Annotated in this window: 14 protein-coding genes; 7 read left to right on the plus strand and 7 right to left on the minus strand. The window is 65.4% G+C overall.

The window, feature by feature from the left end; all coding sequences use genetic code 11:
* Window positions 1–69 precede the first annotated feature (69 nt).
* From M2342_RS06550 to M2342_RS06565, 4 genes are read right to left on the minus strand one after another with little or no spacing between them, the layout of a single operon-like run.
* Window positions 70–1194: a glycosyltransferase gene (locus M2342_RS06550; protein WP_264578493.1), complete on the minus strand. Its 1125-nt coding sequence runs from the start codon at window positions 1192–1194 to the stop codon at window positions 70–72.
* The gene (locus M2342_RS06555; protein ID WP_264570833.1) at window positions 1194–1916 is read right to left on the minus strand and encodes a DUF2334 domain-containing protein; all 723 of its coding nucleotides are present in this window, start codon (window positions 1914–1916) and stop codon (window positions 1194–1196) included. The genes M2342_RS06550 and M2342_RS06555 overlap by 1 nt, the downstream gene beginning before the upstream one ends.
* A gap of 57 nt (window positions 1917–1973) precedes the next feature.
* Window positions 1974–3347: a surface lipoprotein assembly modifier gene (locus M2342_RS06560; protein ID WP_264578494.1), complete on the minus strand. Its 1374-nt coding sequence runs from the start codon at window positions 3345–3347 to the stop codon at window positions 1974–1976.
* Between the two features lie 31 nt (window positions 3348–3378).
* Window positions 3379–5262 (minus strand): transferrin-binding protein-like solute binding protein, encoded by a 1884-nt coding sequence (locus tag M2342_RS06565; RefSeq protein ID WP_264578495.1) that lies wholly within the window; start codon window positions 5260–5262, stop codon window positions 3379–3381.
* A 235-nt stretch (window positions 5263–5497) separates the two neighbouring features.
* Here M2342_RS06565 and M2342_RS06570 point away from each other — a divergent pair, with 235 nt between their 5' ends.
* A complete protein-coding gene (locus M2342_RS06570) occupies window positions 5498–5692 on the plus strand; it encodes a hypothetical protein (RefSeq protein ID WP_181560155.1) in 195 nt (64 codons plus the stop codon).
* 4 nt (window positions 5693–5696) lie between these two features.
* Here M2342_RS06570 and M2342_RS06575 read toward each other — a convergent pair whose 3' ends face one another.
* Complete coding sequence (locus tag M2342_RS06575) at window positions 5697–7019, minus strand: MFS transporter (protein WP_264570830.1); 1323 nt, start codon at window positions 7017–7019, stop codon at window positions 5697–5699.
* 140 nt (window positions 7020–7159) lie between these two features.
* Between M2342_RS06575 and pgsA the strand changes: the two genes are divergently transcribed.
* The 3 genes from pgsA to M2342_RS06590 are packed head-to-tail and all read left to right on the plus strand — an operon-like array spanning window position 7160 to window position 8461.
* Window positions 7160–7726 carry a CDP-diacylglycerol--glycerol-3-phosphate 3-phosphatidyltransferase gene (gene pgsA, locus M2342_RS06580; RefSeq protein WP_181560153.1) on the plus strand — a complete coding sequence of 189 codons (567 nt, stop codon included), beginning with the start codon at window positions 7160–7162 and terminating at the stop codon, window positions 7724–7726.
* A 2-nt stretch (window positions 7727–7728) separates the two neighbouring features.
* Window positions 7729–7989, plus strand: a complete 261-nt coding sequence (moaD, locus tag M2342_RS06585) for a molybdopterin converting factor subunit 1 (RefSeq protein WP_264578496.1) — start codon at window positions 7729–7731, stop codon at window positions 7987–7989.
* A complete protein-coding gene (locus M2342_RS06590) occupies window positions 7982–8461 on the plus strand; it encodes a molybdenum cofactor biosynthesis protein MoaE (protein ID WP_264578497.1) in 480 nt (159 codons plus the stop codon). The genes moaD and M2342_RS06590 overlap by 8 nt, the downstream gene beginning before the upstream one ends.
* A gap of 14 nt (window positions 8462–8475) precedes the next feature.
* Here the strand turns inward: M2342_RS06590 and M2342_RS06595 are convergent, their stop codons facing one another.
* The gene (locus M2342_RS06595) at window positions 8476–9405 is read right to left on the minus strand and encodes a hydrogen peroxide-inducible genes activator (RefSeq protein ID WP_181560151.1); all 930 of its coding nucleotides are present in this window, start codon (window positions 9403–9405) and stop codon (window positions 8476–8478) included.
* A gap of 39 nt (window positions 9406–9444) precedes the next feature.
* Complete coding sequence (locus M2342_RS06600; protein WP_181561460.1) at window positions 9445–10206, minus strand: sulfite exporter TauE/SafE family protein; 762 nt, start codon at window positions 10204–10206, stop codon at window positions 9445–9447.
* Between the two features lie 172 nt (window positions 10207–10378).
* Between M2342_RS06600 and epsC the strand changes: the two genes are divergently transcribed.
* The 3 genes from epsC to M2342_RS06615 all read left to right on the plus strand — a co-directional run bounded on the left by epsC (window position 10379) and on the right by M2342_RS06615 (window position 12943).
* Window positions 10379–11080: a serine O-acetyltransferase EpsC gene (gene epsC / locus M2342_RS06605; RefSeq protein ID WP_181560150.1), complete on the plus strand. Its 702-nt coding sequence runs from the start codon at window positions 10379–10381 to the stop codon at window positions 11078–11080.
* On the plus strand, window positions 11080–11436 hold the full coding sequence (locus M2342_RS06610) for a DUF2794 domain-containing protein (RefSeq protein ID WP_264578498.1): 357 nt from the start codon (window positions 11080–11082) through the stop codon (window positions 11434–11436). Before epsC ends, M2342_RS06610 begins: the two co-directional genes overlap by 1 nt.
* A 112-nt stretch (window positions 11437–11548) precedes the next feature.
* Entirely contained in the window at window positions 11549–12943 is a 1395-nt protein-coding gene (locus M2342_RS06615; RefSeq protein ID WP_264578499.1) for an OprO/OprP family phosphate-selective porin, read from the plus strand.
* Window positions 12944–12965: the final 22 nt, after the last annotated feature.

Genomic DNA, 12965 nt, shown 5'->3' on the forward strand with positions numbered 1-12965 from the left:
GTTTGCTTACTTGATAAGGCCCGATCGCGTCCGCGCTGCGGATAGCAACAATCTGGCCGGGGTCAAAGTCTATTTCCCCGCGACACGGCGGAAGAGGGCGATCCACTTCTCCAGCGTCGCCTCCATCGTGAACAGGGATGCACGCGCGCGCATGGCGGATATCTGCGGCTTCTGGTCGCACACGCGATCCATGGCGGCGGCGAGAGCCGAGACATCCTTGATTGGAACCAGCGTGCCCACATCCTCCATCATCATCGGCATGGCGATGGTGCAATCCGTCGCGACGATGGGGATCGCGGCGGCCAGCGCTTCCGCGACCACTGCGGGCACGCCTTCGAAGTCCGAGGAGAGGATGAAGGCATCGGCTTGCGCAAACCAGGGGTCGACAGGGTTGTGATGGCCGGGAAGGCTAAGCTGCGTGGCGACGCCGAGCGCTTGCGCCTTGGCTTCCAGCGCGGCGCGGAGCGGGCCTTCGCCCACAATCGTCAGCCGGTCGTCCGGCTGCGCGATCCGCGCGAACGCATCCAGCAGCAGCTCGAAGTTCTTTTGCGGAAACAGCCGCCCCACGCCCAGGAAATGCCGGCCCGGGTTATTGCGCGGCGTGCTGTCGCGCAGACTGGCCAGACGCTGCGCCACCGCCGCCGTCATCGAGGCATTGTGAATGATGGCGATCCGCTCGGGTGGGACGCCCATTTCGGTTTCGATTTCGTCGCGGACCGGCGGCGCCATCGCTACAACCGCCGCATAGATATGGCTGTGGCTGTGCATGATGAACCGGCTCAGCCGCCGCCGCAGCGGGCTGCTGTGGCGCTCGTCGAGGCTGTTGCTCGGGCGCAGCACAATGGGCGGGCAGCTCTTGCCGAGGACAAGCCGGGTGACCGCAGCCACCGCCATCAGCCCGTTGCTGGGGAAGAACAGCACATCGGGCTTCAACCGCCGCACAATGCCCGGCAGCTTGAGCATCATCCACAGGCTCTCGGTCTCGATCCGCGCGAGCCGGCCCGGGGGCGGGATGATATAGGGGACGTCGGGTGCCTCTTCCTGCAGCCGACCTTCCCACCGGCCAAGCGCGATGCGGGCATCGAGCCCAGCCTCTCGCCAGGCCTTGGTAAAGCGCAGCAGATCGCGCTCGACCCCGCCCGGTTCGAGGCTGTGGAGCACACTCAGGACGAACAACGGCCTCTCGTCAGCCATCAGGCGGCAAGATCCGCATAGCGCGCGGGCGTGTGGGTGCGCATGAACTTGCTGTAGGTCGCGTCGATGCTGTCGAGCAAAGCGGGTACGGTCGTGTCCGGCGGATGCACCGCGATGCGAGCATTGGGCAATGCCCAGGGCGCGGCGCGGGCGGCGGCGGCGACCATCAGCGAACTGGCGATCCGTACCTTCGTGCGGCTGGCCCAGGTGATGACCGGCCCCTTGGCGACGACGCGGCCCGTTTCCGGCTGCCAGACCTTGAGATGATCCTCGGCGAGCGGGAAGCCGCAATCGGCGAGCGCCTGCAGGCTGTCCCGCGAGTAGAGCCAGGCCGGGGCGATGAACCCGGTGACGGGCCGGCCGATGGCGTCCTCCACGATCGGGCGACCACGCTCCAGCCGGCGACGCGCTTCCTCCCGCGAGAGCTGCGCGAACTCACCGGCGCCGGCCGTCATGTGCTTCTGCATGAAGCCCTTTTCGCGGGCATCGTCGCGGTGGCACCAGCCGTGCAGGAACATTTCCACCCCGGCATCGGCCCAACGGCGCAATTTGCCGGCAAAGGCGGCATTGCCGGCGAGCGGCGCCTTGTCTTCGAAATCGGGCACCACCAGCATGGCGAGGCGCGGACCACCGAGCAGCCCGCTCAGACGGTCGAACAGCGCATCGACTTCGCTTTCAAAATGCGGCGTCACATCATGGATCGAGGCGAGCAAACGAGGCATGGGCGAGCCGTTACACCCTTTCCCGCGCGCCGTCACGCCCCACCGCATGGGGCAGAGTCAGAAGGCGCGGGTGATGCCCAGATCCACGGTTGTGCGCCGGTAATCGTAGATGCCGACTGTCGAGATATTGCGCTCATAGGCCAGCCGTACGACCGGCGAGAAGCCTGCCACCTCGATCTGCCGGAAGGTCGCGCCGACCGATCCGCGCAGAAACCACTCCTTGCGGCGCTCCGGGAACAGAGCCAGCCGGGCATCGGCTTCGAGCCGCCGCACCGTGGCATTGGCGAACAGGGTCGTTCGGCCCATGTCCCGCCAGCCGAGCAAGGTCGCCCCGCCCGAGGCGGTCGCATAGCCGGGATCGCGCGCGGTCTGTCGCGTGCCGCTCAGCTGAATGCCGACGCCGCTGCGGGCAGACAGCGCGCGCTCGATGCCGGCGCTCAGATTGTAGAGCGCGCCATCCTGCAGGGCGTTGCGGTTGTAATGCGACTGGCCGTAGGAAAAGCCGACATCGCTTTGCGCGCGCCGCCCGATCCGCTGCGTCCACCGCAGATCGGCCGTCTCCGTGCGGGCATAAGCCTTGCCACCATAAGTGCGCCAAGTGACGCCGGCAGAAGGCATGAGGCGGCTGCGCCCCCGCTGCCACTCCAGCCCCAGCAGGGCGCTGCCGGAGAGGTCGTTGAACTGGCTGGCGCGATAGAAGGTGCCGTCAGCCGAGAGACGCGGTACCAGCGTCAGTCCCTGGCCCAGCCCGACACGGGCATAGACCTGCCCTGAGAGGCGCAGGCCAATGCCGGATTGCTCCCGCGCATCCTCATCCAGCGTGAGCGGGGCGATGACCGTATCCAGCTCCTTGGCATCGGTGGCGCGGTTGATGTTGCTGTCCGGCGCCATGGCCAGCTCGAAATTGCCGCCGAAGCGCCGGTTGGAGCGCAGTGCGGCGGCGAAACGATCCACCACCTGCTGCACGTCCGGCGGCAAGCCATTGGCTTGCGCCTGCCGCAACTGCTGGCGGGCGCGGCTTTCATCGCCCATCGCCGCCAGCACGCGCGCGAGTTCCAGCCGCACGCGGGTTGCGCCCGGCTCCTCATCCAAGATAGAGCGGAAGGCGAGGGCGGCATCGGTCTGCCGGCCCTGCTCATCGAGCATCATGCCCAGGCGAAAGCGCGCTTCGGAGCGGACCTTGAGCTCGGGATCGCGGGCAAGCGCACGATAGATCGTCTCGGCATCCTCCAGCCGCCCTGCGACGCGCGCCTGATCGGCGAGGTCGAACAGCTGCGCGGCATTGAGGCCGGAGATGGACCGGGCGTCTTCGGAAACAGTCGGCGTGCTGCCGGCGGAAGGTTGGGCCTGGGCCTGCGCCTGCGCTTCAAGTGGGGCATGCAGGCACAGGCCTGGGATCAGCCCCAGCCAGCTCAGTCGTCGCAATGTCATGGCAGGCCCTTGCCGGTGCGCTATGGACAAATCAATTGGTGCGTTTGCCCACCGTCGCGCCGCTCAGATAATATGTGCTGCTATTGTCGCCCGGCGCGGTCTGGAAGCCGAAGGTGCCGCCGATCTCCGTCGCCGTCGGGCCGTAGAGAGCCCCCTCGAAGAAGCCGAGATAGACATTGCTGCCGTTCACAACGTCCGCCGTCAGTCCGGCGTCGATGTCCATGACGCCGCGGTCGAAGGTGAACGTGCCGAAGTTGCGGGTGCTGCCGTCGAAATTGCTCGTGCCGATCGGGTTGAGCGAGCCGGTAAATGTGCCGGCGCCGAAATTGACGGCGAAGTTGCTCGTTCCGCTCAGCGCATAGGTCGCGCCGCCGCCGAACTGCGCCGCCGTGCCGCGAATGATGCCGGTGAAGCTGCCCGAGCCGGTCGGGATCTGGAAGCCGTTGGTGCGGATGCCCCAGGCGAACCAGCGGTCGAGCCTGTCGCTGCCCGGTGCTTGCGCGCGCTCCCACCGGCCGAAGCTCGCATAGCTGAGCGCAATGGCGGTGTTGCCTGCGCCGGCCTTGTTGAGCGAGAGCGTATAGGACAAGCCGTCGCCCCCGGTGATCCTGTAGACTGCAAGAGCATTCGAGGAGGCCGCCGAGTCCAGGCTGGCGGAACCGAATGTCGTGTCGATGCCCCGGTCGCTATCCTGATAGCGGTAGCTGCCTTGCGCGGCGTTGTAGGTGAACAGCCCGTTGGAGCGGAGCAGCGCCGCATTGTTCGCGCTGGTTCCATTGCCCGTATCGGTCAGGCTGAGCTGGCTGAACCGGTGCTCGAAGCTGTCGTCGAACTGCAGGGCGGTGAGCGACATGTTCAGCCCGGCCACCGTGCTGTCCTGCCGGCCCAGCATATAGCCGGCGGTCACCTCGCCATCGGCGCTGTAGAGATACCAGGTCGCGCCAACTTCGTCGCCATTGGGGCCGTAGAAGCGGCCGTCCCAACCGCCGTTGAAGCGCTTGCCATCATCCATGAAGAAGTTGCCGGAAAAGGCGGTGGTACCGCTGGTCAGCGCTGCCTCACCGAAATAGGCGCCGATGCCCTTGATGAGGCCGGTGTCCACGTCGATCGTGGTCAGCACGCCGCTGCTGGTCAGGGCGCCGCTCTGGAAGTCGATCTGCAGGGCGCCGCTCCCCGCGACCGCAAAGGGAGAATCGATCGCCCGCGCACCGACGAGGCTCACGGCATAACGCCCGGTGCCGGATGGCTGGAGCTGGCCGGCAGGCGTCTGGATGCCATAAGTGAACGGATCATAGGTGAAGTCGAGGGTGTTACCGGAGACCGTGGCGCGCTCCCATGCGCCGCCGCCGACATAGCGATAGGTCAGTTCTCCCGATGTGCCGGGCCGTGTCAGCGTCAGTGCCTCGCTGGTCGTGCCGAGCTTCTGGAAGCTGATGAAGGCCGGCGATCCGGATGCGACCAGATCGGCTGGGGCGAAGGTGGCGCTGCGGTTGGCCGTGGCGATGGAATAGCTCTGCGTGCTGGCGTTATAGGAGATCGAGAGCGTGCCCCGGGCCGACTGACCGTTCTCGACCGGTCGCTCATCGGCATAGAAGCGCCCGGAGAGATTGCCGCCATTGCTGGTGAAGGTCTGGCTCTGCAGCGGCCCCATCAGGCTCGTATTCGGCCCGGCAATCGGGTTCGGGCTGGGGGCGGGCGCCGGCGTCGGGGTGGGGGTCGGCGTGGGCGTCGGCGTCGGCGTAGGTGTGGGGGTCGGCGTCGGGGCCGGCGTTGGTGTCGGGGTGGCCGTGGGAGTCGGCGTCGGTGTCGGGGTCGGCGTCGGCGTGGAATTGATGCCACCCGCTCCACCGCCTCCGCAGGCGGTGGTCAGAAGAGTGAGGAGGAGGGGCGTGGCCCACTTGCTCTGCTTGACCATGACGGGGCGAAACTCCGGATTAATGAGCGCGAGACGGTTCGAGGGTTCGTGTCCGGACGTTGGCCAAATATAATTGACGAAAAGTTTATCATCTTGGAACTGGGTCCGTTTTTGAGACGGTTGGAGGCGAAGTCGGTAAAATTTCACCGCAACCCTGCCCTCTTGGGTGCCGCAGGACGCGTTAACCATCTTCCAGGCTTCCCTATCGGGGCAGAATGGTTAACAGTTCTTAACTATGAGACGCGCCCCCGTTCTGACTCACGAAGAGGCGAGACATCCGTTTCGCCAGTCGCTTCCCCGCCATGTGTTCCGGCCTGCGCCGGACGCGACGTCGCAAGCCCGGCCCGCGCCGGACGAAGACAAGGACTGGAAGTTGTTTGTGCTGAGCTTCGCGGCGTTCTTTACGGTCGCCTACACGTTCATCGTGTGAGGACTTAGCGGCCGCCGGCTTCCCGCGCGGCTGCCAGGTCCGCTTCGCACGCCCGGTGAAGCTTCAGCGCCAGCAGGGCGCAGATGCCGCACATGCCACACATGATGAGCAGTGCTTCCCGGTTGCTCAGGCCCGCGCTGGTCGCGGCCATGATGACGAGCGCACCGAAGACCATCGCGCCTGAGTTGACGACATTGTTGGCGGCGACTGTCCGCGCGGTCTGGTCCTTGCTCACCGTGGTGGTGAGGAAGGCGTAGAGCGGCACAACGAACATACCGCCGAACGTCGCGATGCCGAACAGCGCGATCACGATGCGCCAGCTATGCGGCGCGGCGAGAAAATCGCGGACCGTATAAAGCGTATCGGCAGGCGCGCGCACCCAGTCGCCGGATGCGTAGGAAAAGAACCAGATGAATCCGGCCATCATCAGCACCGAGATGGGCGAGTAACGGGCGGAGACGACGCCGCCCAGCAGCCGGTTGACCGCCACCGAGCCCACCGCCACGCCGATCGAGAAGATCGCGAGGAACATGCTTGCCACTTCCTTGGTCGCGGTGAACTCGTTCTTCACCAGCGGCGGGAAGATGATGACCAGCACCGTGGCGATCATCCAGAAGAAGCTGATCGACATGATCGCCAGGAACAGGCGGCGAATGTGCATGGTCGCCGAGATCAGGCGCCAGGAGGCCCGGAAGATATTGTAATCCATGTCGATCGGCGGCCCGACGCGCGGGGCGGGCGGCACCATGCGGCCCGAGAGGTAGCCGATCATCGCGATGATGAGGACGCCGCACGCCGCGGCGGTAGGGCTGATCCAGCCCGCGACGATCGTCCCGGTCAGAATGGCGATATAGGTGCCGGCTTCGACGAGCCCCGTCCCGCCGAGCACCTGATCCTGCTCCAGATGCTGAGGGAGAATCGCATATTTGATCGGCCCGAAGAAGGTCGAGTGAACGCCCATCGCCAGCAATGCGGTCAGCATGAGGCCAACGCCGGTCATCGGGTGCCGCGCGCTCACCAGCAGGCCGGCCGCACCGACCGTCATGATCAGGATTTCCGCGAGCTTGACCGTGCGGATGATCCTGGACTTGTCGATATTGTCCGCAAGCTGGCCGGAGAGCGCCGAGAGCAGGAAGAAGGGCAGCACGAACAGCCCGGTCGCGACCGCGTTGAACGCCGATTCCTGCTGTGGATCCTGAAACACGCCATAGGTCGCGAACAGGATCATCGCAGTCTTGAAGAGATTATCGTTGAAGGCCCCGAGGAACTGAGTGACGAACAGGGGCAGAAACTTCCGGTGGCCGAGCAGCCGCAGGGATGCCTGCATAAGTGCGTGAACTCTTGTGATCCGGCCGGACTCGCGCCGTCGCCGGGCTTCTAGCGGCGAAAAGGGCAGGTGAAAAGACATTGGATGCCGCATCGTGCAGCCCCTTGTCTGCGCTGGACGGCTGTGGCACCCGCATTGTCGTGAAGTTCTTGCCAAACATTCTCACCCTCTCGCGGATTCTCGCGGTGCCCCTGCTCGTCGCCCTTTTGTGGCCGGCCGAGTCTGTGCACGCCTGGCGCCTCGGCTATCTCGCGGCGTTCGGGCTCTACTGCCTGATGGGCATCACCGATTATTTCGATGGCTATCTAGCCCGCGCGCAGGGCACGGTCTCCAAGCTGGGCGTGTTTCTCGATCCGATCGCGGACAAGATCATGATCGGCGCGGTGATTCTCATCCTGTGTGCCAACCAGAACATCAACGGCGTCCATATCATCGCGGCGCTGGTGATTCTGCTGCGGGAGATTGCGGTCTCCGGCCTGCGGGAGTTTCTCGCGGGCCTGCGGATTTCCGTGCCGGTGTCGCGCCTCGCCAAGTGGAAGACGGCATTTCAGCTTGTCTCGCTGGGTGCGCTCATTCTGGCGGGCGGATTGCCGCACATCGCGTTCATCCAGCTTGCCGGCCTCGTCACCTTGTGGGCGGCAGCGTTGCTGACTTTGCTCACCGGCTGGGATTATCTGCGCGCCGGCCTCAAGCACATGACGGTCTGATCATGGCCGACATCACGATTCTCTATTTCGCCTGGGTGCGCGAGCGGATCGGTCTGGACGAAGAGCAGCAGCCCGTGCCCTCGCCCGATACGACCGTGGCGCAGCTTCTCGATGCCCTGTCGGCCGGCAGCGCCGGTCATGCGGCGGCCTTTGCCGACCGGGGGCGTCTGCGCGCGGCGCTGGACCAGAAGTTCGTGCCCTTGGACACTGCCATCGGCCAGGCGCGCGAGCTGGCGATGTTTCCGCCCGTGACCGGTGGCTGACGCCACGCCCTCGATCTCGCTGAGCGTCACGGCGGAGGATTTCGATCCCGGTCGTGAGTTGGCTCGGCTGGAAGGGCTGGATGGTGGCGGGATCGCGAGCTTTACTGGGCTGGTACGCGATGATGGCGGGCTGCGCGCGCTCCGGCTGGAGCATTATCCCGCGATGACACAAGCGCAGATCGCGGCGGTGGTCGAAGAGGCCTGCGCCCGCTGGCCGTTGCTCGGCGTGACGGTCATCCACCGCTTCGGCGAACTGCCGGTCGGCGCGCGCATCGTCTTCGTCGGCACCGCCTCCGCCCACCGCGTCGCTGCGCTCGAATCCTGTGCGTTTCTCATCGACTGGCTCAAAGTCTCTGCGCCCTTCTGGAAGCAGGAGATCCGGCATGACGGCTCGGCGGGCTGGGTCGAAGCGAAAGGCGCCGACGACGCGCGCGCGGCGATCTGGCGGCAGGGGCGGCTGGACCCGATCTGACGGCCAGCCGGCGCTTAGGCGGCCTCGGCTGTCTCCTGCTGGCTGGTCGCGGCGTTGCGCAAAATGTCCGCCATCAATCGGAAGTCGGCTTCCCGCGGCGAGTTGCGCCGCCAAACCAGGGCAATCTCGCGATGGGCGCTCGGCGACTGGATCGGCCGCGCGGTGATCTTGGTGTTGGCAAGAATGCCGCCCCTTATCGCCATGTCCGGCAGCAAGGTCAGCCCCAGGCCATTATCCACCATTTGCACCAGCGTATGCAGCGACGTGCCGGTGATGGTCGCCTCGGTGCGCAACTCCGCGCGGTTGCAAGCAGCCAGCGCATGTTCCTTCAGGCAGTGGCCATCCTCCAGCAGCAGTAGGCGATTGCCGTCGATCATCTCGGGCGTGATCAGGGCCGGTGGGTCGCGTGGATCGTCCTTGGGGAAGGCGACGAACAGTGCATCGTCGAACAGCACCTCGATTTCCGCATCGCCGCAGGGAAAGGGCAGGGCGAGCAGCACGCAATCTGCATGGCCGTGGCGCAACGAGTCGAGCGCCGCGTGGCTGGTTTCCTCGCGGAGATAGAGCTGCAGCGCCGGGCGCTCCTCGCGCAGTCTGGGCAGCAACCGGGGGAGGAGGAAGGGCGCGATGGTGGGGATGACGCTCATCCGCAATTCGCCGACCAGCGGCGTGCCGGAGGCCTGCGCAATGGCGGCCAGTTCTTCGGCCTCGCGCAGCACGCGGTGGGCCTTGGTGACGATGCGGTCGCCCAGCGCCGTGAAGCGCACGATACGACGGGTACGCTCCACCAAGGTGACGCCGATCAGCGATTCCAGCTCGCGGATGCCGGCCGAGAGCGTCGATTGGGTGACGAAGCACGCATCCGCCGCACGCCCGAAATGGCCATGTTCCTTCAGCGCAACCAGATATTGGAGCTGCTTGAGGGTCGGCATGTAGATCGACATTGATCGCCCTTTCCGCTGGAAAGGGGTAATTTAATCGATCTAGCCGATCAGTTCAAGCGAGCGCAGGATGCCGTAGCCGGTGGTCAAGGTCAGCACGCAACCGACCATGATGAGCAAAGGCCGGGCCGGAACATGCTTGGCGATCCAGGCGCCGAGCGGCGCGGCCAGCACGCCGCCGATCAACAGCCCGGTCGTGGCGGTGGTGAACGTCTCCCAGCCGAGATGGACGAGGAAGGTGATGCTGATCGACAGCGTGAGGAAAAACTCGACCGTGTTGACCGTGCCGATCGTGTGACGCGGGCTGGTGCCCTGGATCAGCAAGTTCGAGGTCACGACGGGCCCCCATCCGCCGCCGCCGGATGCATCGAGGAAGCCACCGAGGAGGCCGAGCGGCGACACGAACCGGGGGTCGCGCACATGCGCCTCGGTATGGCGCAGGCCGCGCCAAAGCAGCCAGAGGCCAATAAAGGCAAGGTAGGAGAGGATATAGGGCCGGATCAGCTCGCCATCGATATTCGAGAGGAAATAGGCGCCCGCAACGCCGCCGATCATCCCGGGAACCACCAATTTCCAAAACAGCTTCCAGTCGACATTGCCATGCAGCACATGGCTGATCGCGGAGACGGCGGTCGTGCAGGTCTCCGCGGCATGAACGCTGGCGGAGGCTGCCTTGGGCGGAACACCGAGCGCGAGCAGGAGGCTGCTGGAAATGACGCCATAGGCCATGCCGAGCGCGCCATCGATTATCTGCGCACCGAAGCCGACGGCCACGAAGGGCAACAGCATCAGCGCAAAATCCATCCAGGCGTCGGGCAAGGGCAAGCCTTTCTCAATTAACTCACTGGACAATAGGCCCGCCGTTTGAGGCTTGGCAAGGAAATTGTCCTTGGGCCTAATCCTGGCAACGCTCTAGAAATTTCAACGCATCGCGACTAGATAGCTGCTCTTGTCGGCCAGCAAGGGACGCTTTGCCATGGGGCTTTTGTCCTACCTCGATTCCGTGAAAGAGCGCGATCCCGCGCCGCGTTCGCGGCTGGAAATCCTTATTTATCCAGGAGTCTGGGCCCTCGGCCTGCATCGGGTCGCGCATCAGCTGTTTCGCTGGCGGCTCTTCTTCCTTGCGCGTCTGGTCAATCATTTTTCCCGTTTCCTGACCGCCATCGACATTCACCCCGGCGCGACGATCGGAAAGAATTTCTTTATCGATCACGGCTTCACGGTCATCGGCGAGACTGCGCTGATTGGCGACAATGTGACCATCTACCAGTGCGTGACGCTGGGCGGCACCGATCCGGCGAATGGAATTGCCGGCAAGCGCCACCCGACGATCTGCGATGGCGCGATCATCGGATCGGGCTCGCAGGTGCTCGGCCCAATCACCGTGGGTGAGCGCGCGCGGGTGGGGGCCAATGCCGTGGTGACCAAGGACGTGCCGGCGGGCGCGGTGATGATCGGCATTCCGGCCCGCGCGACGCTGGTCGATGCCAAGGAATATCAAAAGCCGTTCACGCCTTATGGTACGCCGTGCAGCGAGACCTACGATCCGGCGACGCAGAAGCTGGAAATCCTCCAGTGCGAAGTCGAAGTGCTGCGCAAGCGGTTGGCGGATCTGGTTGCCGAGCAGGAAGCCCGGCGCGCGGACGGCGCTGATGGCCAGTCCCGCACCTCGGCTTGATGAGCAACGTCACACCATTTCCTCCCAGGCCCGCACCGGCCAATAGCCCGCCCACGCAGACGAGTTTCGACCGACTGGAACTCTCGCGCATCATGGATCTGTACGGACGCATGGTCGCGGCCGGGCAGTGGCGCGATTATGCCATCGATCTCAATCGGGACGTCGCGATCTTTTCCGCCTTCCGCCGCACGGCGGAACGCCCGGAGGTGCGCATCGAGAAGCGCCCGTCTCTGCGCAACCGTCAGGGCATGTGGGCGCTGATCGGAGAGAGTGGCGTGATCCTGCGCCGGGGGCAGGAACTGGCCGGAATTCTGGCGCCCGTCGAACGCCGGCTGATGAAGCTGATCGAGGATTAGGTTCCGGGAGCGTCGCCGCTAGGTCTTTCACCCGGCTGTCGCAAAACTGTCATCAAACTGTCATACCGGCGTCCGACATTTGAACGGAGCATGGACCTTGCGATTTCCCCTGATGGCGGCGCTTCTCGCTGCGAGCGCGCTGACGATACCCGCGCCCGTGCTGGCCCAGGCGTCCTCGCAAGCCTCCGCCCCGGATGACGTCGCCGCGCTGCGGGCAGAAATTACGCGGCTAAGAGCGCAGCTTGAGAGCATGGAGGCCCGCCTCGACAAGGTCGAGGGCACACAGGGCGCGTCCTCAACGCCCTCCGCGGCCCCCGAGGCGGCGGTCGCCTCTGCCCAGACTGCCACCCCTGCGCCCGCAGCGAGCGCCAAGCCGGACACGCAAGTGAGCTGGCGTGGCGCGCCGCAATTTAGCGGCGAGGGCGGGCTTTCTTTTAAGCCGCGCGGTCGGCTGCAACTCGATACCAACGTCGTCTCCCGCCCGGATGGCATCAACTCGCCCACGTTGGGCTGGTCGGCCGACGTGCGCCGCGCCTATCTCGGTGCGGACGGCACGCTGGGTGGGGGCTTTGGCTATCGGTTGGAGCTGGATTTCGCGTCCGGCAGCGCGCAGTTCACCGACGCCTGGCTCACCTATGAGCGTGGGCCGCTTACGCTGACGGTCGGGCATCACCGCATCACCACGCTGGAAGACCTGACCAGCGATCTGGAAACCAGCTTCCTCGAGCGCGCGGCCTATACGCAGGCCTTTGGTCTGGAGCGGCGGCTGGGGCTGTCGGCCACCTACCGCATCGGCGACGTGCTGCTTTCCGCCGGCGCCTTTGCGGATGATCTCGCGGCGCTGGGCACGTCCGGCGTCACCAGCAACAGCTATGCGCTGGATGGCCGGCTGGTGTTCATGCCCAAGCTCGGCGAAACGCAGCTTCATCTCGGCGGCTCGCTGCATCACCGGGAGCTGAACGATCTGACGGACGTCCTCCAATATCGCGCCCGGCCCGGCGCGCGGACGACCGATGTGCGCTTTGTCGACACCGGCCTGTTCAGCGCCAGCGCGGAGACGGGCTATGGCCTGGAATTTGCGGCCTTGCGGGGACGGTGGCATGTGGCAGCGGAAGGCTTCTGGCAGAAAGTGGCGCGGCCCGGCCTTGCCGATCCGACTTTCTTCGGCGGATATGGGGAAGTCGGCTACATCCTCGCCGGGGCCTCCGGCCGGGGCTATCGCAATGGCACCTTCGGCTCGATCAAGCCCACGCGCGGGCTGGACAAGGGCGGCTCGGGCGCCTGGCAGCTCAACCTGCGCTATGACTGGCTCGATCTCGACGATGGCCTGATCAATGGCGGCCGCGAGCAGACCTACGGCGTGTCACTCATCTGGGTGCCGATCGAGCGGGTGAAGTTCCTGGCCAATTATCTGCGCGTCGAAGTGCGCGATACGCCCGTCGTCGCCGGCACGCGGGACGATTATGGTAGCGACGTGTTCGGTCTGCGCGCGCAGTATGAGTTCTGACGAGCGGCGCGGCCGCGCGTTG

The sequence above is a fragment of the Sphingobium sp. B8D3A genome (assembly GCF_025961995.1).
GTDB lineage: Bacteria > Pseudomonadota > Alphaproteobacteria > Sphingomonadales > Sphingomonadaceae > Sphingobium.